Genomic DNA, 26,550 nt, shown 5'->3' on the forward strand with positions numbered 1-26,550 from the left:
AGCATATGAATTTTGAAATGAAACGATATAAGGTATTGTATTATCTAGTATTAGCTATCTTTTTTAGTCTAACTACGGTTCATGGACAGCATTTAGGAGCTAAGTTGACTGATAATTCTGTTAGTACAACCAATACGGAAGTATTGCCTTTTAGTTTGTTGGATTTAAGTTCAGCAGAAAGAGGATTTTTACTTCCTCGTCTAACAACAGAAGAAAGACGCAATATTCCTCAAGCAGATTTGCAACAAGGATTAATGATATACAATACAACAATTGATTGTATGGAATTCTATAATCAAGGACGCAATAGATGGTTAAATCTATGCGGTGAAATAGAACCCGCAACTTTTGTTATTCCAGATAGTAAGTGTTCGAAAATTCAAATCGAAGGCAACTATTTTGAAGGTGTTTTCTTAAAAGAAAGAGCCCATATTATTTTTTTAGAAGTAAGTGTTTCTACACCTGGAACCTATCAGGTAGAAGCAACGGCTTATAATGGTGGGAATCCCAATGGATATACTTTTCAAGGATCAGGGATTTTTCCTGAAGCAGGAAATTACCACATTGTACTAAGAGGAACAGGAACGCCTATAGAAGGATATACCAGAGATGGAAATGGAGCGCCAACGAGTCAAGGAGATACAATAAAATTCGTATTGAACGGAAAAGAATCTACTTGTACTATTTATAATTTCGTTGAAAAAGAATCGTTGAAATATAAAATTGATCGAATAGATCCTATAGAAAAGTTTTATATAGGTGTGCCCCTAACGAATGCAAGAAGTGGAAAATTAGTAGCCACGCTTGTTAATATCACCATGGGAGGAACTGTGGAAATTAACACACTAGATAATAATGGTATTCGATTCTCTGGAAGACATGTACTTACCAATTCGGAAATTGCTGCCGGAACAGTCCAAGTGATATTAAAAGGAGAAGGAACCCCAGCAGTACCACGCAATACACCTTTAGAATTCTTTACGAATTCTCACGTTCAAGTGGAATTAGGACAGTCACCGGACTCTTTCCCTTATACAGTTAGCATTGAACCCTTAGATCTTGAGTTTTATTGTAATAATACAGGACTTCCTAGTATTAGTCATGAAGGAGTATATGAATATTTTACTGCGTTAACAGCAGATAATAAAATTCATGTTCCTCTTAAAGTTTTAGCCCCAGGACGAGGAATTGTAACGGGTGTCGTAGAGGCAACAACAGGTTCAATTTACGACAACCAAGTGGAGCAAATAGAATTTGAATCGCCTTTAACGGATTTTGTATTCAATGATTTGAGAGATGATGTACAAAATGTAATATTAGTACCAAAAGAAGGCACTGGAAAACCTACAGTAGGAGACAAAAATATTGTAGTGAGATTGAAAGTAACCTCCAGAGGAGCACATGAGTATGATTCGTCTTATCCAAAAGAAGCTATAACAATAACAGGATGTGATTATGAAATTCCTGTAAAAGTAGGAAATAGTGCTATATCATTAACTTGTAATACGATTTCAGTTGCAGGAGATTATTTTGTACGTGTGCCTTTACACGCAAATAATTTCTTATCAACTACTGTTGTTGTTTCTAAACCAGGAAAATGGTCTATTACGACAAATACTGTGGACGGTATTTCCTTTAGTGGAAGTGGTGTTTTCAAAACTCCAGGAACCCATACAGTGAAATTAATGGGAACAGGAACGCCAACTGCAATGGGAATCAAATCGATGCAACTTACTGTAGAAAGTAATGCGAATGCAACTACGTGTGATGTACGTGTGAAGGTAATGTACAGAAGTAAACGAGTATTAGCCTTAGGGTTGCGAAATACGTATGGATATACTTTTGCACAATATGGTGCTACAGATACAGGATCCTACAAGTTGATTTACAGTCCAGGTAATTTTGGAACCTTAGATAGCAGTACCATACTATACCAAGGCTGGACAGAAGTTATACAAGGCGGAAATGCTGGAATTGCTTCAGAAAATGTTTTTAGAAGCTGGCTTGGATTAGATGGTTCTAAACCTGTGGATATTGTAGTTTTAGGTTATGATACCTATATCAGTGTGAATAAGGCTGCTATGTTGAAACAGTACTTAGATAATGGAGGAGTATTGCTTGCTTATTGTGACCGAGCAGATGATCAATCATCTAATAATTTACTGCGTGCCGTTTTCAATAATTCAATTAATACCGTCTATTCAGGTGGAGCAGGAACTGTATATCCATTTAACACGAACAACAATCCATTATTGAATGGACCATTTGGAGATATTAGAGGGAAATACTGGGGTGAAGATGCTTCAACAACGGCAAGTGTCCCTGCTGGACAACTAAGTAATGTAGATGTTTTAAGTAGTGATAGTAGAAATAATGCAGTGATTTTTAAACATAAAACCTTAAACTTTATTTGGGTAGGTGATGGAGGATTTAACTCAAATAATGCCAGTAATGGGGCAGGTTCTACTATTTGTCCATTAAAAGTAGATGGCAATGGACAACCTATAGCAAGAACAGCTTATGGAAGTTCAAGAACGGATGTATACAACGCTGTTTTTACTGCAAATGCATTTGCTTGGGCAATTGAACAAGCCGATAAAAGGTAATATCTTATAACGATAGGATAAAGTTTAGGGAGGATTGTTAACAAGCACCTCCCTAACTTTTACAAACGTTAGCTCAAAGTATATTCAAGGCAGATTGATCTTAAAAAAGAAAAACATGACAAAAATAAAATTATATACTGTAGCAGTACTCAGTTTAAGTGGTGTACTACTCTATGGACAAGAAACCCCTTCGTTGATTACCAACGAAGGACTCTTCTCCGTGTCTCCAGAAGGCGTAGTCTCGATAGAGGGAAATTTCGAGAACACAGCATCTGGGCATGTAACCAATGATGGCATGGTGATTTATTTTCACGATTTCATCAACGATGGCGCTTATGGAATTACCACCAAAGGGACTACTTCGACCACTGTATTTACGGTGGAAGGTAATCCTCAGCGAGCGAAACAAATTGCTGGAAATCAATTGGCTTCGTTTTACAACATCATTTTTGATAGCCCAGTGAGCAAAGTTGCTTTTGATTTAAAAAACAATATCGATGCAGCTGGTTTGGTTGATTTTCAAAATGGAATCGTTGTCGTGGATTCGACATATAATCCCATCACGAAAGTTTCACATGGGATGTTTACCTTCAAAAAAGGAGCTACAGCTCAGCATATGGGTGACGCTTCTCACGTAGAGGGTGCGATTGAAAAGATAGGAAATGAGATTTTTGTATACCCTATAGGGGATCAAGAGCGCTATCGCCCAGCTCGAATATCAGCATCTAAAGAAGTAGGGGATGTTTTTTTAGGTCAATACGTGTATAATGATGCTGCTTTTTTTAACGCTCGTCAAAATACAGTTGGGGTGATCAATAGCATCAACGATACCGAATATTGGATTGTAGACAAGGGTACTAACGAGCAAAGTGATGTTTTGTTGACCTTAACTTGGGATGAATCAACAACTTCTGCAGCTGTATTGACTAATCCTGAAGAGGAATTGCACATTGTGCGTTGGGATGCCAAACAACAGATTTGGGTGGATGAAGGTGGTGTTGTCGATATGTCTACCAAAGAAGTGACGACTATTGGAACGGTAAAAGGTTATGGTTTTTTCACTTTGGGAACCGTTAAAAAGGACTGGATTTTAGATGGGGATATTGTAATCTACAACTTAGTTACAGCAGATGGCGATGGGAAGAACGATTATTTTATCATTGACAACATCAAGAACTATCCCAACAAAGTAGAGATTTTCAACCGTTGGGGAGCTCGTGTGTATGAGACGACGGATTACGATCCGAAAGGCGACGGAAGCACGAATGTTTTTAGAGGTTATTCTGAAGGAAAAGTCACAGTTGACAAAGGGAGTAAATTGCCAAGCGGTACGTATTACTACGTAATTACCTACGAGTACAAAGATGCCAACGGCAGTCGCATGATAAAAAAGGCGGCCAACTTACACCTTGAAACCAATTAAAAACACAAGTAATGAAAAGAAGAAACACAATAAAGCAGGTCTTGATGTGTGTGTTAGGTTTGTTGAGTTTACAACACGTTTCCGCACAGCAAGATCCTCAATATACGCAGTATATGTATAATCCTGCCTCGATCAACCCTGCTTATTCAGGGAGTGTGAATCACTTGCAACTCTTTGGGTTGTATCGCACCCAGTGGGTAGGATTGGAAGGAGCTCCAAAAACAGCTTATCTCTCAGCTACAACGCCGCTTACCGATAACGGATTAGGCTTGGGCGTTCACTTTAAGAACGACCACTTAGGGGTGATGGATGACAACAGTTTATCCCTTGATTTGGCCTATTCAGTAGATCTAGACCACCAGTATAAATTGGCTTTTGGACTAAAGGGAACAGGGTCTTTGTTGGATGTAAATTACGATAAGTTATATATCTATGATGGCACAGATCCCATCTCAGAAAACAATATAAAAAATAAGTTTTCAGCAAACGTAGGGGCTGGGGTTTACCTTTATTCGGATAAAGCCTATGTTGGATTATCTGCACCTATGATTTTCTCTAGCACGATTTACAACGATAGCGATTATCAAGTAATGAAAGAGAAAGTTCATTTTTACGCAATGGGAGGGTATGTCTTTGATATCAATCGCGATATCCAGTTCAAACCCGCTGCTTTGGTAAAAGTAATGACCGGTGCTCCTTTGCAGGTAGATGTTACGGCTAACTTCTTGTTCTACAATAAATTTACTTTAGGAGCGGCGTATCGTTGGGATGCCGCTGTAAGTGGTTTGGCTGGATTCCAAATCACGGACGGATTATTTGTAGGGTATACGTACGATGCGGATACCAGCAAACTCTCGAAGTACAACTCGGGATCTCACGAGATCTTTATGAAGTTTGAACTATTTAATAACAACAGGAGAAAAGTCGCACCTCGATTTTTCTAAAGACCAGCCTATATGATTAGAAAAAATATATACCAAGGCCTTTTGTTTTGTTTCTTGTTTTCCAGCCTCGTTGGGTTTGGTCAAACCAGAAAAGAACGCAAAGCCGATCGCGAATACGATAATTTTGCCTATGTTGATGCCATCAAGTTTTATGAAGGTATGGTAGAAAAAGGCGAGATCAATACCTCTATTTTGAGTAAGCTAGGGGATTCTTACTATTTCAATGGCAAATTTGTCGAAGCCCATAGATGGTACGATGAGTTGTTTCAAGGGAGTTATCCCGATAAGAATATAGGGGCTTTAGACAAAGAGTATTACTACCGCTATGGTCAAACGCTCAAAGCGGTGAATCAGTTGGAAAAAGCAGATGCTGTATTACAGGAGTTTGCTGCATTAAAAGCGAATGATTCTAGAGCACAACTGTTTATCACCAATAGTGAATTGGTAGAGCAAACCATTGCCTCTTCTCGTTTTACGCTGATGAATCTCTCTACCAATAGTGAATCTTCAGATTATGGTGCTTCTTTGTTGGGCAATCGCTTGATTTTTACTTCTGCACGAGCGAGTGAAGAGATGAAAAACAAAGTACACAATTGGACCAATCAACGCTATACCAAGTTGTATGCAACGACTATTGGCGAGGACGGTAGTTTTGGAGATCCCGTGTTATTTGCCAAGGAAATTGCCTCGAAAGAGCTCAATATGGGAACTGCTATTTTTACCAAAGATGGCAATACGATGTATTTTACCAGTAACAACGGTAGTGTAGGAGGTAAAAAAGCCCAATACAACGAGGAGGAGTCTTCCTTGTTGAAGATTTATAAAACCCGCAAACAAAGCGATGGCACTTGGGGAACCCTAGAAGCCTTGCCCTTTAACCTGGATGGATATAACACGGCGCACCCGGCGTTGACACCCGATGAGAAGTGGATGTATTTCGTTTCGGATCGCCAAGGAAGTTTAGGTCAGTCGGATTTGTTTCGCGTGAGTCTCTACGATACGGGACGCTTTGGAACCGTAGAACACTTGGGCGATAAAGTCAATACCGCAGGACGAGAAACCTTTCCTTTTATCTCGAGTGATTATATGTTGTACTTTTCCAGTGATGGTCATCCTGGATTTGGAGGGTTGGACTTGTACAAAGTAAAAATCAATCGCGACGGACAACTGGGTGTTCCGACCAACTTAGGATCGGATATCAACAGTGCGTTTGACGACTTTGGTATTTATATTGACGCAGCCACGAAAAAAGGATTTGTGAGCTCCAATAAAACGGGTGGCGTAGGCAGTGATGATGTTTATCTATTTGTGGAAAAGCCTTGTTTCCAAATGATTGACGGAGTGGTCACAGACCTTGAATCACACAAGGCAATTAGCCATGTAGAAATTGCTATTTACGACCACATGGAAAAACAAATCGATGTTGTACAGGCGGATGAACTGGGGTATTACCATTCAGAAAAGTTAGCCTGCGGACAGCAATATCGCATTCACGTGAGTAAAGAAGGCTATTTTGCGAAAGATTTCACTGTAGCGGTGGATCGAAAAATCCAACAACGCGTGAATATCGAATTGGAAATCATCGAAAAAGGAGATGACCTATTCAAGAAATTGAAACTCTCTCCGATTCACTTTGATTTCGACTCCTCGACGATTCGTCCAGATGCGGCCATTGAATTAATGAAGGTAGTCAATACCATGCTAGAGCATCCGAAATTGGAGCTTGATGTTCGATCGCATACGGATAGCCGTGGAGATGATGGATACAACATGAAGTTATCTGAACGCCGTGCGCAAGCAACCATCCAATGGATGATTAGCAAAGGAGTGAAGGCCAGTCGATTAACTGGACGTGGTTATGGAGAAAGCCAGCTAGTCAATCACTGTAGCAATAAAGTAGACTGTACAGATGAACAGCACGAAGAAAACCGTCGAAGTGAGTTTATTATTTTGAATTTATAATTCATTTTTAAGCATAATTGTGGCGTATTGATCCAATTGCATGAGCGTATTTTTATACATTCAAAACGAAATAGAGGGTGCTTCTTAGAAGTATCCTCTATTTTATTTTACTCACTTTTTTGTGCTTGATACGTTTTGATTGGCTTATACACAAAAGAAAAAATTACGCTTAACTGATTTGGAATTTATTAGTGACAGCAAGAACGGTGGCGTTCATTTTATAAGAACCTGTTTGTTTAATCAGGTGTTTAAGTGTATAACCAAGGATTTTCGGTGGTATACAACGCAGTAGGGAGTGATGTGTTTTATCTCCACATTTTGTTTAGTCCAATACTTGAGGATTGCTTTATTTTTTATTCGAACTTCTTGTTATTCGAACTTCTTATAAAGAATAAAAAAAGATGAAAACTAAACTAAACTTATTTTTTTAGAGCAAATAGTTTGATCAAAAGTTCGCTTTTATTAAACTATTATTGAAAAAATAATGTTTTTTATAAAAATCTAACTAATTGATATGCATTGTGTTGGTTTCTTTTTTTGACAAAAAGTTTCAAATTGAGATTTTTATGGCACGATAGTTGATTTTTTGAGAGCATCAGAAAAACATATACTATTCAAATAATGTTGGTGACTGAAAAAGAATATAAAGGATGTTAGAAAAGAGGTAGTGTAATTAGTAAGTTGTTGTTTTTGTACGCCATAAAAATTAGAGATAGAGGCTTAGTTAACGTTTTTTTCATTTTTAATGTCTTTTTAAGTTGAAAAGGGAGTATAAATAAATGATAAAAATCAAATTTTGGTTAGAACTCGCTAAGAACGCAGAATGTGATTATGTTGATTTCATTTTTACAAAATGAATTTTAGTATTCTGCTTTAATGAAGGTAGTGTGGATAAAAAGTGATTTTACGCGAATAATGATGTTTTTATTGAATTACTTTATATGTTGGTTATTTTTAATTTAAATAATTATTTGTCTTGTTTTTTGTTATTAAAATAAAGAATATTCAAAAATAAAATAGTATTGTTAAATTATGTTTAATCTGTATAAATTTGAAGTGTTTAAAAAATAATAAAAAATAATAAAATTATGATAAGAAAAATAGTTCCCTTAATCGTGTTGGTGATGAGTGGTTCTGCAATGGCTCAAGTAGGTATTGGAACACCAAAAGCAAATAGCTCAGCTCAATTAGATATTGTATCTACTGAGAAAGGAGTATTGTTACCGCGTGTTAAATTAGTAGCAATTGACGATCACTCTGTTATTAAAGGAGATATTGTGGAGAGTTTATTGGTTTACCATATTGGGAACTCTAATTTGAAAGCTGGATTTTATTATTGGAAATCAAATGTTTGGACACCTTTACTTTCGGGTGAGATGATTATTGACAGAAAGAATAACACTTTTACTATTGGAGTGGATCCAAGTAATGGTAAGGAATCTTTAATTATTACTGATACTGAGAATCATAGCGTTTATTTAGCTGTTACAGAATTGGCCAACAACAAAACCTTTGTTGAAAACATCGCCAATAACAACGACTTCATTACTAAGTTAGGCGATAATCTGGATTTCATCAACCACATCACCAACAACGAGCAGTTTATAGAAGATATTGTTAACATGCTAAAGGGAACCTACGGAAATGTAAGTTACGATGTTGCGAATAACTCATTCTATTATTTTGATGAAAACGAGCAAAGACAAGAGATTGATTGGGAAGCATTAAATACGGTAAACGTAAGCTTTACGTTGAATAACGATCAATTGATTGTAACGGATTCAGCAGGAAATAGCGTTTATTTAGCTGTTACAGAATTGGCCAACAACAAAACCTTTGTTGAAAACATCGCCAATAACAACGACTTCATTACTAAGTTAGGCGATAACATTGATTTCATCAACCACATCACCAACAACGAGCAGTTTATAGAAGATATTGTTAACATGCTAAAGGGAACCTACGGAAACGTAAGTTACGATGTTGCGAATAACTCATTCTATTATTTTGATGAAAACGAGCAAAGACAAGAGATTGATTGGGAAGCGTTAAATACGGTCAACGTAAGCTTTACGTTGAACAACGATCAGTTGATTGTAACGGATTCAGCAGGGAATAGCGTTTATTTAGCTGTTACAGAATTGGCCAACAACAAAACCTTTGTTGAAAACATCGCCAATAACAACGACTTCATTACTAAGTTAGGCGATAACATTGATTTCATCAATCACATCACCAACAACGAGCAGTTTATAGAAGATATTGTTAACATGCTAAAGGGAACCTACGGAAATGTAAGTTACGATGTTGCGAATAACTCATTCTATTATTTTGATGAAAACGAGCAAAGACAAGAGATTGATTGGGAAGCGTTAAATACGGTAAACGTTAGCTTTACGTTGAACAACGATCAGTTGATTGTAACGGATTCAGCAGGGAATAGCGTTTATTTAGCCGTTACAGAATTGGCCAACAACAAAACCTTTGTTGAAAACATCGCCAATAACAACGACTTCATTACTAAGTTAGGCGATAACATTGATTTCATCAATCACATCACCAACAACGAGCAGTTTATAGAAGATATTGTTAACATGCTAAAGGGAACCTACGGAAACGTAAGTTATGATGTTGCGAATAACTCATTCTATTATTTTGATGAAAACGAGCAAAGACAAGAGATTGATTGGGAAGCGTTAAATACGGTCAACGTAAGCTTTACGTTGAAAAACGATCAGTTGATTGTAACAGATTCAGCAGGAAATAGCGTTTATTTAGCTGTTACAGAATTGGCCAACAACAAAACCTTTGTTGAAAACATCGCCAATAACAACGACTTCATTACTAAGTTAGGCGATAACATTGATTTTATCAACCACATCACCAACAACGAGCAGTTTATAGAAGATATTGTTAACATGCTAAAGGGAACCTACGGAAACGTAAGTTATGATGTTGCGAATAACTCATTCTATTATTTTGATGAAAACGAGCAAAGACAAGAGATTGATTGGGAAGCGTTAAATACGGTCAACGTAAGCTTTACGTTGAACAACGATCAATTGATTGTAACGGATTCAGACGGGAATAGCGTTTATTTAGCTGTTACAGAATTGGCTAACAACAAAACCTTTGTTGAAAACATCGCCAATAACAACGACTTCATTACTAAGTTAGGCGATAACATTGATTTCATCAATCACATCACCAACAACGAGCAGTTTATAGAAGATATTGTTAACATGCTAAAGGGAACCTACGGAAACGTAAGTTACGATGTTGCGAATAACTCATTCTACTACTTTGATGAAAACGAGCAAAGACAAGAGATTGATTGGGAAGCGTTAAATACGGTCAACGTAAGCTTTACCTTGAACAACGATCAGTTGATTGTAACGGATTCAGACGGGAATAGCGTTTATTTAGCCGTTACAGAATTGGCTAACAACAAAACCTTTGTTGAAAACATCGCCAATAACAACGACTTCATTACTAAGTTAGGCGATAACATTGATTTCATCAATCACATCACCAACAACGAGCAGTTTATAGAAGACATTGTTAACATGCTAAAGGGAACCTACGGAAATGTAAGTTACGATGTTGCGAATAACTCATTCTATTATTTTGATGAAAACGAGCAAAGACAAGAGATTGATTGGGAAGCGTTAAATACGGTCAACGTTAGCTTTACGTTGAACAACGATCAGTTGATTGTAACGGATTCAGCAGGGAATAGCGTTTATTTAGCTGTTACGGAATTGGCCAACAACAAAACCTTTGTTGAAAACATCGCCAATAACAACGACTTCATTACTAAGTTAGGCGATAATCTGGATTTCATCAATCACATCACCAACAACGAGCAGTTTATAGAAGATATTGTTAACATGCTAAAGGGAACCTACGGAAACGTAAGTTACGATGTTGCGAATAACTCATTCTATTATTTTGATGAAAACGAGCAAAGACAAGAGATTGATTGGGAAGCATTAAATACGGTAAACGTTAGCTTTACGTTGAACAACGATCAGTTGATTGTAACGGATTCAGACGGGAATAGCGTTTATTTAGCTGTTACAGAATTGGCCAACAACAAAACCTTTGTTGAAAACATCGCCAATAACAACGACTTCATTACTAAGTTAGGCGATAACCTGGATTTCATCAACCACATCACCAACAACGAGCAGTTTATAGAAGATATTGTTAACATGCTAAAGGGAACCTACGGAAATGTAAGTTATGATGTTGCGAATAACTCATTCTACTACTTTGATGAAAACGAGCAAAGACAAGAGATTGATTGGGAAGCGTTAAATACGGTCAACGTAAGCTTTACGTTGAACAACGATCAATTGATTGTAACGGATTCAGACGGGAATAGCGTTTATTTAGCTGTTACAGAATTGGCCAACAACAAAACCTTTGTTGAAAACATCGCCAATAACAACGACTTCATTACTAAGTTAGGCGATAATCTGGATTTCATCAATCACATCACCAACAACGAGCAGTTTATAGAAGATATTGTTAACATGCTAAAGGGAACCTACGGAAACGTAAGTTACGATGTTGCGAATAACTCATTCTATTATTTTGATGAAAACGAGCAAAGACAAGAGATTGATTGGGAAGCATTAAATACGGTAAACGTTAGCTTTACGTTGAACAACGATCAGTTGATTGTAACGGATTCAGACGGGAATAGCGTTTATTTAGCTGTTACGGAATTGGCCAATAACAAAACCTTTGTTGAAAACATCGCCAATAACAACGACTTCATTACTAAGTTAGGCGATAATCTGGATTTTCAAACGATCATCAAGAATAATTCAGTCGAATCTACGCTTATTTTAACGGATACTACAACCAATGCCGATCAGGTGAAAAGTGGATTTGTATTTAATAATGGAAAAAACACAACCAATATAGCATTTGCCGAGACTTTAACTGCATTAGAAAAAGGAGTAGATGCCAATACAATGATTGAGTATTACTTTGTGGACGAAACAGGCAATCGCGATGATGTTGTGATTACAGTAACCCAAGATATCATCAACGATTTTGGAACTATCATCAATGACAATAGAGTTAAAGACTTATTGGAACAATTTATTACTATAGCAACAGGCGATGTATCAGTGATTCGCGATAATGGTGATATCATCATCAAAACCGCTACCAATAGCTTCAATATTACAGAGGAAATTAAAGCGAAAGAAACTAATACAGTTTTAATTCCTTCAGTAAGAGGTGTTTATGTGTATAAGAATGAAGAGGCTATCAAAACAGGTGGAGCTGGAGTTACAATCAATATAGTTTCGGATGTTCAAAACAACTTCGAAGAAATCATTAAAAACGAGGAAGTTAAAAATATATTGAATAAATATATCACCGAAGAGGTAGAGGGCAATGTTACGTATAAAGATGACAAGTTCTATGTAACTATTAAGAATGGAGATGTATATGAAACAAAAGAAATTACATTAAAAGAATTAGTTCAAAATAACGGAGAAACGCTTGAAACTGACGGGGTTATAGGGGTAACAGTACATGGAGGAACTACTTCGAATAGCGTAGAAAAAGCAGTGTTAAAATCGCTGAAGTTATCGTTAAACCAGGATGTTATCACAACAGAACATATCAAAGATGGTACGATTCAACCAATTGACTTGGCAGAGGCTAATGCCAATCAAGTATTAGTTACGGGAGCAGACAAAAAACCAGTATGGAAAGATCAAGGAAAAATGGCTCCTCAATTCTTCTATATGCCAGCTGTTATTTTTGATACTGCTGCAACGGGAACTGCAACACGTGATTTATACGAAGAATATGTGAACCAGTTTACTGGTGGATCCGCCAATTCAAACAGTCCTGTACCGTATCCTATTTCACATGGACCAGCAGGTACAACACCAATACAATATGGTGGTGGAATTGTTGGAAGTGCTGGAGCACCAGCAGATATTGCAGTGTTTGAAAATCATGAATTGTACTATTATGTGACATATTTTGATGAGGATGTTTTTGAAAATCTTGTTATTAGTGCAGATGGAAAATTAACTTATACTGTAAAAGCAGGCGCTACGCCAAGCTCATATATGAATATTGTATTTGTAATCAAGTAATCAAAACACAAAAAACCTTAGTTGTTTTTACAGCTAAGGTTAGTCTAAAAACAAAAGTGTATTGATCAAAAATGAAAAGCATGAAAAATAAAAAATACAATATTGGAAGTAAATTACAAGTTTTGTTCTTGTTTGTATTTTGCCTGTTCTTACATATAGGCGAAATACGAGCAGAGGGATCTAAAGATTTATATACCGAAAATGCAAAGGGTGGTAGAGCCTATTTAAGAGCTACTAATCGAGTAGCCTCTCAGTTTCCTTTCTCTAATAACGGAGAACATTTTGTGTATGCTGTGGAAGGAGAAGTTATTGCTTTGGCATCCGATGCACAAATAGGAACGGTTAAAAAAATAAGTTTGTATGCACCCAATGGGAGCGAAGTTACGCCTGCACGAAATAATGTAAATACAGGGAATATTCCCAATCGAGCTGCGGAACTTGCAGGACCAGGGCTTCCAGGGCAAGCTAGGAATAACAATGAATATGAAGCGATTTATTATACCGTTCCGGTAGGAGGTAGTGGAATATATCGAGTAACTTTTTTAGGAAATGCTAGAACACCAGATACGGATTATTTAGGATATGGTTATTCCCCAGCAATAGCATGGCCTACCGCAATGACGAGTAATTATTTAATTGCATGGGATATTTCTGTTGCGAGGCAAATTGGTGGAACTTGGAATTGGCTTAAAGGACGTGTTTTTACCACACAGATGACAATGTTTAATGCCTCCTATCCACATAATACGAGTCCTACATTCTTACCTAATAGTGGATTCTATGGAAAATTCATTGTATTGACTAAAGATGGGTATGTGTATAAGGTGGATAACAATGGCAATCAAGGAATGGCATTTACTTTTATGGTGAATAATCAAGGGTTTCATAAAGTAGGAGATCCTAAAACATCATCGTATCAAAGTATTCCTGCTAGTACGGCCGCTCAGGTGCAGAATAGATACCACGATCCTCGAAAGGCAGATACGGATTTCGTAACGACCCAAAAAATATTCTATAACCTACCAGATAGCACCATGCCTGAAGAGGCTGTTGGAGCATTAGCTGGAGGAAAAACCTGGTTAAGAGTACAAGAAAAAAAACTGAATGTAGATGATATTAGAGTAGAAGGAGCAGAAGGAAGTTTGAACCAAGTTGGAAATAAAGGAGCTTACATCAAATTTACGAATGAAATTGATGGGAATTACTATATCACAATCAGTCCTAAACCAGGAAATTATTTTAAAGAACGCCTCATACAAGGGCCAACTATCATCGGTGAGAATACAATCTTCTGGGATGGAAAAGATGGAGATGGTCTAGTAATATCCCCAGGGTTGGTAGATCTAAACGTCGATCTAAAGCTTCGCGGGGCGGAAGTGCATTTCCCGTATTTAGATATCGAATTAAATGAATTCGGAATTATTATTGAGCTACTGTCAACGGATTTACAATCGGTGCGATCGGATATTGTCTTCTGGGATGATACCCTAATAGGTAACGGAGGAGGAAGTATGGGATCGAAGTCAAATCCTAGAAATGCAAGTCATACTGTTTTGCCAGAGGGTACTTCTAGTAACCTTAATGGACATATATGGGGGCTTGGATCCAATAATACGAATGGTACTTTTGGGGATAATCAAGGAATAGATACTTGGACCTTTATCAAAGGAGATGCTATTTCCGTAGGCATTGATGTTGATATTAAAGTAGCTGATTTAGAAGTAGTATCGGTTGTACCTGATAAAACAATTCTACACAAAAATGAAGAGATTATCTATACCGTTAAGGTTAAAAACAATGGACCCAGTGATGTAAAAGATGCTGTTTTTACCTTTGATATTCCAAGTGGTTTTGATCCAGTGCGAGCAACGTTCATTGCAACTACTTGTGGTACAGAAAGTCAAGTAATAGCATATGATAGTACCAATTATGCTTATACTTCAAAGCTTAATTTGTTAAATGGTTGTGAGATTACGTATGAAATCACGATGAAGGCCATTAGCCCTATACTTGGAACTATTGCAGTAGAAGCAGCCACCTTACGTCCAAAAGACGTGGTAGATCCTGATGCAACGAATACAGATCCTTTGGTACCACCTACTAATGCACAGTACGAATGTGATCATAATGGTTTGGGAGTTCCTTGTAATAATATAAAAACAAATACCGAGGTTAAATACAGTGATGCAGCATTTATCCTGATTAAGGATGGACGTTTTAATGATGATGATAGCAACGGTTCAGCACAAGCAGGAGAAACACTAACCTATATTTTAAATGTAACGAATACGGGAAGAGCTAAAATTGAAGACATCGTAGTCAGTGACCCTCTTTTAGGAGGAGTTGTTACGGTCAATCCTGTAAAGAGTAAAAATACAGATGCTGTTTTGGATGCAGATGAAACGTGGACGTATACTTTAACGTATACCTTAACGCCTGCAGATATTCAAAATGAAGGTGTTTATAACCAAGCAAAGGTTGAGGGGAAAGATAGTATTACGGGTGAAATCATTGAAATATCATCAATACCAACGGTGCCACTGACGCCAGGAGATCTTGGATATGACCCAACTAGACCAAATCATACTTTTGTTCCTTTGATTGTTGGTAAAATATTGATATCTAATCCGATGATTCGTCAAAGGATGAAGTAGTAGGGGGCTCAGGCTCTAATGCCGAAGACCCTCTCAACAGAGGAAAGATGTGTATTGTTTTGAATCGATTCGATTTTTAAACACAGCATAAGGTGATTTTTTCATTTGGAAAAAGGTTAGCTCTTAGAGCTAGCCTTTTTTGTTGATTTTACACCTAAAAAAAAGAGGATAACAAACATATAATACTCAATTGTATTAGAAGTAAAACTCCGTTTTTTTAGAAAGAGGAGGGATGATGGAGTGCTCTTTTTTAGTTGACTTAGAAGTGTTCATTAGTTTGATTTCTAGTGTTTTGTGATTTAAAAAAAATCTTTTTAGGGATAGATGGTAAATATTGAGATTTTTTTGGCACAATACTTGATATTTTGAGAACACTAAAATTTGTTTAAGAATTCAAATAACCGTGTAGCCTAAAGTAGTACGATAAGCGAACATATAGCCAGAAAGAGTTTAGTAAAAACATAGATTAGTGGTTGGTTTAAAAATAAAAAAGTATAACGAGAAAAATTGAAAAGGAATGATCAGTAAAAAGCATAGGATTGGTAGAAAAATTCAAGTACAATGTATTGTTGTACTTTGTCTCTTGCTAAATATAGGAAATGCTTGGGCAGAAGGCTCGAAAGATTTATATCCCGTTGATGCTAAAGGAGGAAGAGCCTATCTAAGAGCTTCAACTACAGAATCTGCCGTTTATCCTTATCCAACTTTGGGAACCCATTATGTCTATGCAGAAGAAGGAGAGCAAATTACATTAGCCTCAAGTGCTCAAAGTGCATTAAATAAGAGGATTTTATTATATGCACCTGATGGTAATGAAGTGACACTTGTTTTCGAAAAGAATAATGGATTTATTTATAAAAGAGAGGTGGAAGTAGCAGGCCCAAGACTACCTGGTCAACGAGCAGGAGAGAGTAGGTATATCCCCATTTATTATACAGTACCTGCAGGAGGTGCTGGAGTGTATCGAGTTGAATTTATTAGTTCAAGTGACAAGACCACAGGAAATGTATTGGGCATGGAGTATACCGCAGCCGCAGCCGCGTTTAATGTAGGTGGAGGGAATTATTTAAGTGCTTGGGATATTTCAGTAGCGAAAAAAATAGATAATAGTTGGAATTGGGTAACCGGACGTGTGTTTACTACCGCTATGGCTTTGCATAATCCTTCCTATAATAAACAAAATCAATTTCTTCCCAATAGTGGATTTTATGGGGTATTTAAAGTTTTGACCAAAGATGGGTATGTCTATAGTGTAGATAATAACGGAAGCCAGGGAATTGCTTTTACCTTTATGGTAAATAACCAAGGATTTCATAAAATAGGAGATCCTAATACTCCTGCTTATGAAAGTGTTCCATCAACTAAAGCGCTCGATATTCAAAGTCGATATCATGATCCGCGTAAAGCCGATACAGATGTTGTGGTAACTCAAAAAATATTTTACAATGTTCCAGATGACAAGATGCCCGAACAAGCCGTAGCAGCTATGGATGGAGGAAAAACTTGGTTAAAAGTACAAGAAAAACAACTGCATGTAACAGATCTTAGGGTAGAAGGAGCTGAAGGAGGTGCAGAAAATCAAGGAGGAAAAGGAGCTTATATCCGGTTTACAAATGAAAATGGAGGAGAATATTCCATTCGCATTAAACCTAAAAATGGGAATACGTTTGCAGAACGCGTATTACAGGGAGTAACAATCATAGGGAACAATAAAATTTATTGGGATGGAAAAGATGGAACAGGTCGCAATGTTTCCGCAGGAAGGGTTGAGATGCAGGTCAATTTACAATTGCATGGAGGAGAAGTGCATTTTCCTTATATCGATATGGAGCTCAATGAAAACGGAATTATTATTGAATTACTTTCGAAGGACACACAATCCGTGCGTTCAGATAAAGTATATTGGAATGACAGTACAATAGGTGAGGGAGGAGGAAATTTTGGATCGAAATCTAATCCGCGTAATGCCAGTCATACCGTCATACCAGAAGGTATTTCAAGTAGAGTGAATGGTCATATTTGGGGAGTGGCAACAGATAAGACGTCAAGTACTTTTGGTGATGAGCATGGAATTGATACTTGGACTTTTATTAAAGGAGATGTGGTTTCCACTAGCTTTGATGTACAGATTAAAGAGGCAGATTTAGAAGTGGTTGCCGTCCAATCTGATAAAGAAAAAGTAAAGCAAGGGGAAGAAGTTACGTATACAATTAGAGTGAAAAATAACGGGCCTGATGCGGTCGAGAATGCTACATTTTCATTTCAAATTCCTCTGGGTTTTGAACCAGTACAAACAACAGGGAATACAGGAACGTGTGGAAGTGAAAGTCAAGCACTCGCCTTTGACCAAGAAAAAAACAAGTATACCAGCCAAGTAAACCTGGCAAATCAATGTGAGATTACTTATACTATTACGATAAAAGTAAACAATCCCACTGTTGGACCTATTGCTGTGGAAGCAGCTATTTTGCGTCCAACAGATGTAATGGATCCCGATGCAACCAATCAAGAGGAAAATAGGCCCCCTACCGACCCTCATTATGAATGTGAACATAATGGTTTGGGAATACCTTGTAACAATATAAAAACAAATACAGCCGTTCGCTATAGCGAAGCCTCATTTATCTTGATTAAAGAGGGGTATTTTAAAGACATAAATAACGATGGCTTTGCTCAAGTAGGAGAAATGATAACCTATGTTGTAAAAGTAACAAATACAGGAAAAACAAACATTTCGGATATCAAGGTAATTGACCCGCTTTTAGGTGGGGTCATAACGGAAATCCCTGAAAAAAGTATCAATGCTGACGACGTTTTGCAGGTGGGAGAAACGTGGGTATATACGCTTACTTATATCCTAACTCCTGCCGATATAGCCCAAAAAGGAGTGTATAACCTTGCAACAGTAAAAGGCGTAGACACAGTATTGGATGAAGAAATTGAAACAACTTCTGTACCTACTCAGCCATTAACCCCAACAGACCCAGGATATGATCCCAATCGACCAAATCACACTTTTGTTCCCTTAAAAGTTAATCAATGGATGATTGCCAATCCTATGGTTCGTCAAAGAATAAGATAATAATCAGGTGCACGACCTGATAGGTGATACAATTGAAACTGGATTACCTAAAATTAAAGTGATTTATTGTAGTGTAAGAGAGGATTAGTTTTTAAAACTACTCCTCTTTTTTTTACTCCATGAAAAGGTGAAAATCGCTGTGAAACACCAAGATTAAACGTATTGTTTTCAAATGAATTAAACCGCGGAATGAGTGCTTGAAGATCTTTTGTATAGCTAAAAATCTTTTTTTTATAAAAATACTTAAAATTTTAATATAACTTAAAATACTGATTGTTAGTTTTTTGTGTTTTGTTTTTGGCTTAATTCTAATAAAAAAGCCAATATTGAGATTTTTTTGGCACAATGCTTGATATTTTGTGAATAGTGGTTTTTGTTTAAATATTCAAATAAATCATAGGGTTCCTGTTTTCAAGTAATAATGCCGCTCCTAAAAGGAAATTCACGCAAGCGATGGCTTGAGACGCATTACTTAGAAAAGGTCCTAGAGCGAGCTAAGTCCAAAGCCAATGAGTTGGATTGGTTAAGCAAAAATCAAGATTAAGTATAACAGTATAGAAAACTGCACTGCGAATTCAAATGTAATCGCTAAATGAGAGACGAAGAGCACGAAAGAAATGGAGTGTCTTGCGATTGATTGAGAAACAGCAGTATTGTTTTCGCTATAAATAACAAAGTATGAGAAAAAGAAAAATTTCCACCGCATTAGTAGCAAGTTGTACGAGTATACTATTATATGGGCAAGCTCCTTCCGTAATTACTAATGAGGGATTATTTATTGTATCTCCTGGAGATTTAGTATCCTTTGAGGGAACGTTCGAAAATGTAGAATCGGGCCATGTTACTAATGATGGAACCGTGGTTTACTTTCGCGACTTTATCAACAATGGATCGTATGGAATGACAGCCAATAAAACGACTTCTACAACGATATTTACGGTTGTTGGGAACCCACAAGAGGCAAAGAAAATTTCAGGAAATCAACTGGCTTCCTTTTATAATATAGCATTTGATAGCCCTGTAGATCAGGTTGCTTTTGATTTGAAAAATAATATTGAAGCTTCGGGAATCGTTGATTTTCAACAGGGAATCATCCTCGTGGATTCAACGTATAATCCCAAAACTAAAGTATCTCATGGAATGCTGACGTTCAAGAAAGGAGCCAATGCGGTGAATGTAAGTGATGCTTCTCATGTTCGGGGGGCAATTGAAAAAATTGGGAATGATATCTTTACTTATCCTAGTGGAGATGAAGGAAAATATCGTCCTGCGCGTATTTCTGCTCCTAAAGAAGAAAATGCCGTTTTTGTTGGGCAATATGTATATCAGGATCCTGCTTTTTTTAAAGCGCGCCCTCATGCAGTGGGCGTTGTGAAAAAACTCAATGATCAAGAGTATTGGATTATCGAAAAGGGCAACGACAAACAAAGTGATGTCTTGTTGACCTTGAGTTGGGATGAATCCACAACCGCCCCTGACATCCTAACTAATCCCGAAGAAGAATTGCACATTGTTCGTTGGGATCCCAAACAGCAGTTATGGGTAGATGAAGGAGGGGTAGTGGATATGTCTACGAAAGAAGTAACAACCGTGGCTACAGTAAGAGGATATGGTTTTTTCACCTTAGCGGCTGTTAAGAAAGACTGGATGATAGAGGGTGATGTGGTGATTTACAACTTGGTAACGGCTAATGGCGATGGTAAAAATGACTATTTTATCATTGAAAATATTCGAAATTATCCTAATAATAAAGTAGAAATTTTTAACCGTTGGGGGGCTCGTGTGTATGAAACTACGGGATATGATCCAAAAGGAGATGGCAGTAGCAATGTATTTAAAGGATATTCAGAAGGTAAGGTGACGATAGACAAAGGAACGAAACTCCCAAGCGGAACGTATTACTATGTTATTACTTACGAATACAAAGATGCCAATGGAAGTCGAATGATTAAAAAGGCCGCGAATTTACACCTTGAAACCAATTAACAATGAAAACCATGCAAAGAAAAAAAATCATAAAAACAGCGATACTATTTAGTTTAAGTGTATTGAGTTTTCAACAAATAAACGCACAACAAGATCCACAATATACCCAGTACATGTATAATCCCGCAACCATCAACCCCGCTTATGCTGGAAGTGTAGATCGAGTGCAGATTTTTGGACAGTATCGCACTCAATGGGTAGGGCTAGAAGGAGCGCCTAAAACGACTCATCTATCCGTAACGACTCCGCTGACAGATACGGGTTTGGGGATGGGTTTTCACTTTAAGAATGACCACTTAGGGGTAACAGATCAAAATAGCTTGGCTATTGACTTAGCCTATACAGTGAATTTAAACTATGACTATAAATTAGCCTTCGGACTGAAAGGAGCAGGATCTCTCTTGGATGTGAATTACGATAAATTGCATATTTACGATGGTACGGATCCTATTACCGAGAAAAATATCAGCAATAAATTCTCCGCAAATGTCGGAGCTGGGGTGTATTTATATTCAGATAAAGCCTATGTAGGATTATCTGTTCCGATGATTTTGTCGAGTAATAGATACAATGATAAGGAGTATAAAATAATGAACGAAAAAGCGCACTTTTACTTGATGGGAGGTTATGTATTTGACTTGAATCACGAGATTCAGTTCAAACCCGCTGCTTTGGTTAAAGTCGTGCCGGGAGCACCATTGCAAGTAGATCTTACGGCGAATGTTCTGTTTTACGAGAAGTTTACCCTAGGTGCAGCCTATCGCTGGGATGCTGCTGTAAGTGGATTAGCAGGTTTTCAAGTGACAGATGGATTATTTGTCGGCTATACATATGATGCAGATACAAGTAAATTAAAAAATTATCATTCGGGCTCTCATGAGATATTCATGAAGTTTGAACTCTCAAACAAAAAGAAGAGAAAAGTCGCCCCTCGATTTTTCTAAAGATATAAAGGTGTCATAATTTTTTTATTGTTCTGACTGCTTGGCAACAAGCAGTATTTGAAAAAGGAGTAGTTCTATTGAGCGCTCCTTTTTTTTTGCTTTTTACTACACACAGCTATTTTATGTAGTTGTAGATTCTAAAACAATCAAGCGTTCTGTGCTGTTTAGTATATTGAAATGATAGCGTTGAGCGATATATTCAAAAGTTTTTGGGGTATAAATAAAAACGTGTGTTTCATCTTTGCGGTAATACCACGATTCAAATGGAACTTGATCGACATAGAGATGAGTCATAATAAGTAATATGCCCTTTGGTTTTAGTAATTTTTTTAAATGCATGATTTCCTGATGTGGATGGTAAAAATGCTCAAAAACTTCACAGCTAAAAATATAGTCATAACGTTGATTGACATAGGATTTATCAGGATGAAAATAAGGGTCATATAAGCGGACCGCATAACCGCGATCCACTAATTGCTTGGTAATAACAGGCCCTTTGCCACAGCCAAAATCCAATCCCAACGTATTAGGCTCAAAACGCGCCAGAATTTCGTTGGTAATGGGAGAGGTGAATTTTTGATAGCCGATGTCATTTACATCGTTATTGTGAAACTCATAGTGTTGTTTCTCTTGTTCTGCTGAAAAGTAATAGCGAACATCTTTGACATAAGCAAAGCAAGTATCACAGTGATAGTAGTGAGAATCAATTTTGTGTGTTAAGAGATTTTGACATAAGATACACTCCATAAAACAAAAGCACTTTAAAAAGCATTAGATTCACAAAGATAGTTGGTTTTACATGAAAACATTATAAACCAGACATAAAGAGTACGCAGTGAAAAACAAGCGATGTATCAGGATTAGAATACTTTATATGATTAATTGGAACAAATGCAACAATTCCTCTTCGGGATGTATAACCTCTTTAAACGTTAAACCCAAACGAGTTAATAATTTGATAGAACTCTTATTTTCTGGTAGAACAGTTGCATATAAAACCGAGTGCAATTGTTGCGCTTTCACTTGCTCTACAACACAATGAGCCGCTTCATAGGCATACCCCATATTCATATAGCTTGGTAAAAAAGCAAAACCAATATCGTGAGAGTCTAAATAACTTCTTTTGATGAGGGTAACAGCTCCTATTGGGGTTTGATCGCTTTTTAAACGCACAATCCAATAGGTGAATTGTGAATTGTCTAGTATAGTTTGGATATATTGCTGTGCATCCAAAGCGCTGTATATATTGCGGTTACCTATAAATTTTAACCAGCCAGGTGTATTGACAAGTTCAATGAAAAAAGCATTGTCCTGATGATCAAGTCTAGTAAGCAACAAGCGTTGAGTTTGCATAGTCTCCATTATTAATAATACAATTTAGTTTAGAAACCCTAAATGTACTCCTTTTATATAAAGTAATTCTCAATTTCTTGTTTTTTAAACAAGAAAGAGTGGAAGTGTTTAGTAAAAGTAAAAGATTATGCTGTTAAAATATAGTTTAAACGAAAAATGCGTTATATCGTGTTGAAATTTAACAAATAAGACGAAGTACGATGTGGTTAGAGTTTAAAATATGTTGTAATTTGCAAGTAGCAAAACAACGAAAAACAATGAGAAAGAAAATTAATGTACTAGTGGCTTTATATTGTCTTGTTTCCTTTAATTTAAAAGCCCAAACGTTAGAAATTTACAGCAATAATAAAGCGCAAGAATATTTAGGTTGCTTGAATTGCCCATCGGAAAATAAAAATTCAGTATGGAATTCTAACGGAATTTACGGCAATGAATACAATAAAAAGTCGATTTGGAACAAGTATGGAGTCTATGGAGATGATAAGAGTAATTTTTCACCCTGGAATTCACGCGCAGAAAAACCGCCCCTAATTAAAAAAGGCAACGAATTTTACGGTTATTTTACTTTGAATGAAATGATAGGACAGCGTGTAGAAATTAAGTTAACACGTATGTTACATGATTATTATATAGACATCAAACAAGATCCAACCAAATGGACGGAAATAGAAGCAAAATTGAAATAAAAAATAAAAAGTGATTCCAGTTCAAGGGGTCATTTTTTTTTGCAATTCACATTGTGATTTTGACAATAGATTGAGTGTATTGATGAAAAAATAGAACAAAATAAATAGATTGAGTTAAGAGTTTTATTTGTTTGAATGATATTTGTTTGAAATTTTAAAGTATAACCCTTCGGTTTCTATTGTCAAAATGAATCCAAAATAGGGTAGATGAATGTATTTTTCGAATTATGTGCATAAAAAGCAGTAAATTGCAGATGAATTAAAAGATACTACTATGTCAGGAAAAATAACTTCAGAACAAGCGATTGCTTTAGAAAATCAATACGGAGCACATAACTATCACCCATTACCCGTTGTATTATCAAAAGGAGAAGGAGTGTACGTTTGGGATGTTGAAGGGAAGAAATATTACGACTTTTTATCTGCTTATTCAGCAGTAAATCAAGGACATTGTCATCCTAGGATTATTGAGGCAATGATGAAGCAAGCCAATACGTTAATGTTGACTTCTCGTGCCTTCTACAATGATCAGTTGGGATTATACGAAAAGAAGATTACAACGTTGATGGGATATGATAAAGTATTACCGATGAACTCTGGTGCAGAAGCAGTAGAAACAGCGTTAAAAGTTTGTCGTAAATGGGCATATGAGAAGAAGGGAATTGCTGAAAATCAAGCCAAAATAATTGTTTGTGAAAATAACTTCCACGGAAGAACAACCACAATCATCTCTTTTTCAAATGATGAAGAAGCTAGAAAAAACTATGGTCCTTATACTGAAGGTTTTATTCGTGTAGCCTATGATAACATTGATGCTTTACGAGCAGCATTGGAAAAAGACAGCAGTACGATTGCGGGATTCTTAGTAGAGCCAATTCAAGGGGAAGCAGGTGTTTACGTTCCTCAAGCAGGATATTTAGCAGAGGCAAAATTACTGTGTGAGCAACACAATGTGTTATTCATTGCAGATGAGGTGCAAACGGGAATTGCAAGAACAGGAAAAATGTTGGCGATTCAACACGAGAATGTAAAAGCAGATATCCTAGTTTTAGGTAAAGCTTTATCTGGAGGAGCATACCCTATTTCAGCGGTATTAGCAGATGATGAAATTATGAATGTAATCAAACCAGGACAACACGGATCTACATTTGGAGGAAACCCTATGGCAGCAGCCATTGCTATTGCAGCCTTAGACGTTGTATTAGACGAGAAATTAGCAGATAATGCAGAGCGCTTAGGGCAATTGTTCAGAAGCGAATTGACAAAGTACATTCAAACAAGTAACATCTGTACATTGGTACGCGGAAAAGGATTGTTGAATGCCATCTTAATTAACGATACAGAAGATAGTGATACGGCTTGGAATATCTGCTTGAAATTAAGAGATAACGGCTTATTAGCTAAACCAACACATGGAAATATTATTCGCTTTGCACCACCTTTAGTAATGGATGAGGAACAATTGTTGGATTGTGTTTCTATTATCGTAAAAACATTAAAAGAATTTGAGAAATAACAGAAAACATTGTGTTTTTGTTTCTTCTCTTGTTATATTTCAAAATAAAAGTAGTAACTTATGAAAGCTTTACTGGTAGTCGATTTACAGCTTGATTTTTTACCTGACGGAGCTTTAGCAGTGAAAGAAGGAGATTTAATTATCCCGAGTATCAATGCAATACAAAATCGTTTTGATTTGGTTGTGGCAACCCAAGATTGGCATCCTTTGGACCATCAAAGTTTTGCCTCTCAGCATCCCAATCAACAACAGTTTGACGTGGTAACGTTGCATGGAATACCACAGGTCTTATGGCCTGATCACTGTGTGCAAGGAACGGTAGGAGCTACATTTAGCGAAGCATGGGATAGTACAGTGGTTTCTGCTGTATTTCGAAAAGGAATGAATAAGCAGATCGACTCCTATAGTGGATTTTATGATAACAATAAAATGGATTCAACAGGGCTTCTAGGTTTTTTAAAAGATAAAAAGGTAACCGAAGTATATGTCTGTGGATTAGCTGCTGAATATTGCGTTTTTTATACGGCAATGGATGCTAAAAAGGCCGGATTTGATACTTTTTTCTTGGATTTTGCTACTAAGCCAATTTCAAAAGAAAACCTTCAACAAGCAAAGAAAACGCTGATAGAAAACGAGATTGTCATCGTCAATACGAGTGAAGAATTAAAAGTGTAAATGAAAAAGTACAACGCAACCAATTTTTTTAAACATACGTATTGTGAATGGATAGAAGTTCCATTAGAAGTAATAACAGATAAAAAACCTAATTTTAAAAGTGAGAAAGGAAGTTGCTATTTCTTTGATCAAGAAGGTATTTTTAGATATGCTAATCATTGGGGGAGAGTGGCAAATTGTAGATGGAAGTTGATCTCTGAGACACATGTAAACCAAGGCTATACCGTTGGATATGCAACTTGGTCTAGTTTTTATCCCAATGATGAAAAAGAAAATAATTACGTTATAAATGTTAATTTTTTGCAAAAAGAAGTGACGTTTAATCATTATGCAAGTCTAAACGAGAGAAATTCGTTTCGCAGAAATGCCAAAGACACGGCAAAGCGTATTAGCGAAGTTAAAAAAGTACTTCTTTCGGATGAGTGGGCGAAATACATCCCGGATTCCAATATAGAAGAACTCAGACAATATTTAATTAACGGTCTCATCAGGACGAATAAGAGCTTGTTCGTCTTAAAACGGGAGTTTTTATCCCAATCTTGATGAAGATAGCTAAGAAAAATAGGTAGAATTAAAAAAAGCAAAAAA

Annotated in this window: 15 protein-coding genes; 13 read left to right on the plus strand and 2 right to left on the minus strand. The window is 36.7% G+C overall.

Annotated features, from left to right (window positions below; translation table 11 throughout):
- The first annotated feature begins 5 nt into the window (after positions 1 to 5).
- From FBR08_RS12350 to FBR08_RS12390, 9 genes are all read left to right on the plus strand, one after another.
- A complete protein-coding gene (locus FBR08_RS12350; RefSeq protein WP_158962995.1) occupies positions 6 to 2,606 on the plus strand; it encodes a hypothetical protein in 2,601 nt (866 codons plus the stop codon).
- 115 nt (positions 2,607 to 2,721) lie between these two features.
- Complete coding sequence (locus FBR08_RS12355) at positions 2,722 to 4,029, plus strand: gliding motility-associated C-terminal domain-containing protein (protein WP_158962996.1); 1,308 nt, start codon at positions 2,722 to 2,724, stop codon at positions 4,027 to 4,029.
- An 11-nt stretch (positions 4,030 to 4,040) separates the two neighbouring features.
- Complete coding sequence (locus FBR08_RS12360; RefSeq protein ID WP_158962997.1) at positions 4,041 to 4,973, plus strand: PorP/SprF family type IX secretion system membrane protein; 933 nt, start codon at positions 4,041 to 4,043, stop codon at positions 4,971 to 4,973.
- A gap of 12 nt (positions 4,974 to 4,985) precedes the next feature.
- Positions 4,986 to 6,935, plus strand: coding sequence for an OmpA family protein (locus FBR08_RS12365; protein ID WP_158962998.1), 1,950 nt, complete (start codon positions 4,986 to 4,988; stop codon positions 6,933 to 6,935).
- Between the two features lie 1,088 nt (positions 6,936 to 8,023).
- Positions 8,024 to 13,066 (plus strand): hypothetical protein, encoded by a 5,043-nt coding sequence (locus tag FBR08_RS12370; RefSeq protein WP_158962999.1) that lies wholly within the window; start codon positions 8,024 to 8,026, stop codon positions 13,064 to 13,066.
- An 80-nt stretch (positions 13,067 to 13,146) separates the two neighbouring features.
- Positions 13,147 to 15,720: a DUF7507 domain-containing protein gene (locus FBR08_RS12375; RefSeq protein ID WP_158963000.1), complete on the plus strand. Its 2,574-nt coding sequence runs from the start codon at positions 13,147 to 13,149 to the stop codon at positions 15,718 to 15,720.
- A gap of 517 nt (positions 15,721 to 16,237) precedes the next feature.
- Positions 16,238 to 18,802 carry a DUF7507 domain-containing protein gene (locus FBR08_RS12380; RefSeq protein WP_158963001.1) on the plus strand — a complete coding sequence of 855 codons (2,565 nt, stop codon included), beginning with the start codon at positions 16,238 to 16,240 and terminating at the stop codon, positions 18,800 to 18,802.
- A gap of 678 nt (positions 18,803 to 19,480) precedes the next feature.
- A complete protein-coding gene (locus FBR08_RS12385) occupies positions 19,481 to 20,788 on the plus strand; it encodes a gliding motility-associated C-terminal domain-containing protein (RefSeq protein WP_158963002.1) in 1,308 nt (435 codons plus the stop codon).
- 11 nt (positions 20,789 to 20,799) lie between these two features.
- Positions 20,800 to 21,732, plus strand: coding sequence for a PorP/SprF family type IX secretion system membrane protein (locus FBR08_RS12390; protein WP_158963003.1), 933 nt, complete (start codon positions 20,800 to 20,802; stop codon positions 21,730 to 21,732).
- 120 nt (positions 21,733 to 21,852) lie between these two features.
- On the opposite strand, the gene FBR08_RS12395 is transcribed toward FBR08_RS12390, so the two are convergent.
- Positions 21,853 to 22,479, minus strand: coding sequence for a class I SAM-dependent methyltransferase (locus FBR08_RS12395; protein WP_158963004.1), 627 nt, complete (start codon positions 22,477 to 22,479; stop codon positions 21,853 to 21,855).
- A gap of 123 nt (positions 22,480 to 22,602) precedes the next feature.
- Positions 22,603 to 23,085 carry a GNAT family N-acetyltransferase gene (locus FBR08_RS12400; RefSeq protein ID WP_158963005.1) on the minus strand — a complete coding sequence of 161 codons (483 nt, stop codon included), beginning with the start codon at positions 23,083 to 23,085 and terminating at the stop codon, positions 22,603 to 22,605.
- Positions 23,086 to 23,342: 257 nt separating this feature from the next.
- On the opposite strand from FBR08_RS12400, the gene FBR08_RS12405 reads away from it, so the two are divergent.
- The 4 genes from FBR08_RS12405 to FBR08_RS12420 all read left to right on the plus strand — a co-directional run bounded on the left by FBR08_RS12405 (position 23,343) and on the right by FBR08_RS12420 (position 26,505).
- A complete protein-coding gene (locus FBR08_RS12405; protein ID WP_158963006.1) occupies positions 23,343 to 23,771 on the plus strand; it encodes a hypothetical protein in 429 nt (142 codons plus the stop codon).
- 274 nt (positions 23,772 to 24,045) lie between these two features.
- A complete protein-coding gene (gene rocD, locus FBR08_RS12410; RefSeq protein ID WP_158963007.1) occupies positions 24,046 to 25,287 on the plus strand; it encodes an ornithine--oxo-acid transaminase in 1,242 nt (413 codons plus the stop codon).
- A gap of 60 nt (positions 25,288 to 25,347) precedes the next feature.
- Positions 25,348 to 25,962, plus strand: coding sequence for a bifunctional nicotinamidase/pyrazinamidase (gene pncA / locus FBR08_RS12415; protein ID WP_158963008.1), 615 nt, complete (start codon positions 25,348 to 25,350; stop codon positions 25,960 to 25,962).
- Positions 25,963 to 26,505 (plus strand): hypothetical protein, encoded by a 543-nt coding sequence (locus FBR08_RS12420; protein WP_158963009.1) that lies wholly within the window; start codon positions 25,963 to 25,965, stop codon positions 26,503 to 26,505.
- Positions 26,506 to 26,550: the final 45 nt, after the last annotated feature.

Origin of the sequence: Myroides fluvii (genome assembly GCF_009792295.1) — a bacterium.
GTDB lineage: Bacteria > Bacteroidota > Bacteroidia > Flavobacteriales > Flavobacteriaceae > Flavobacterium > Flavobacterium fluvii_A.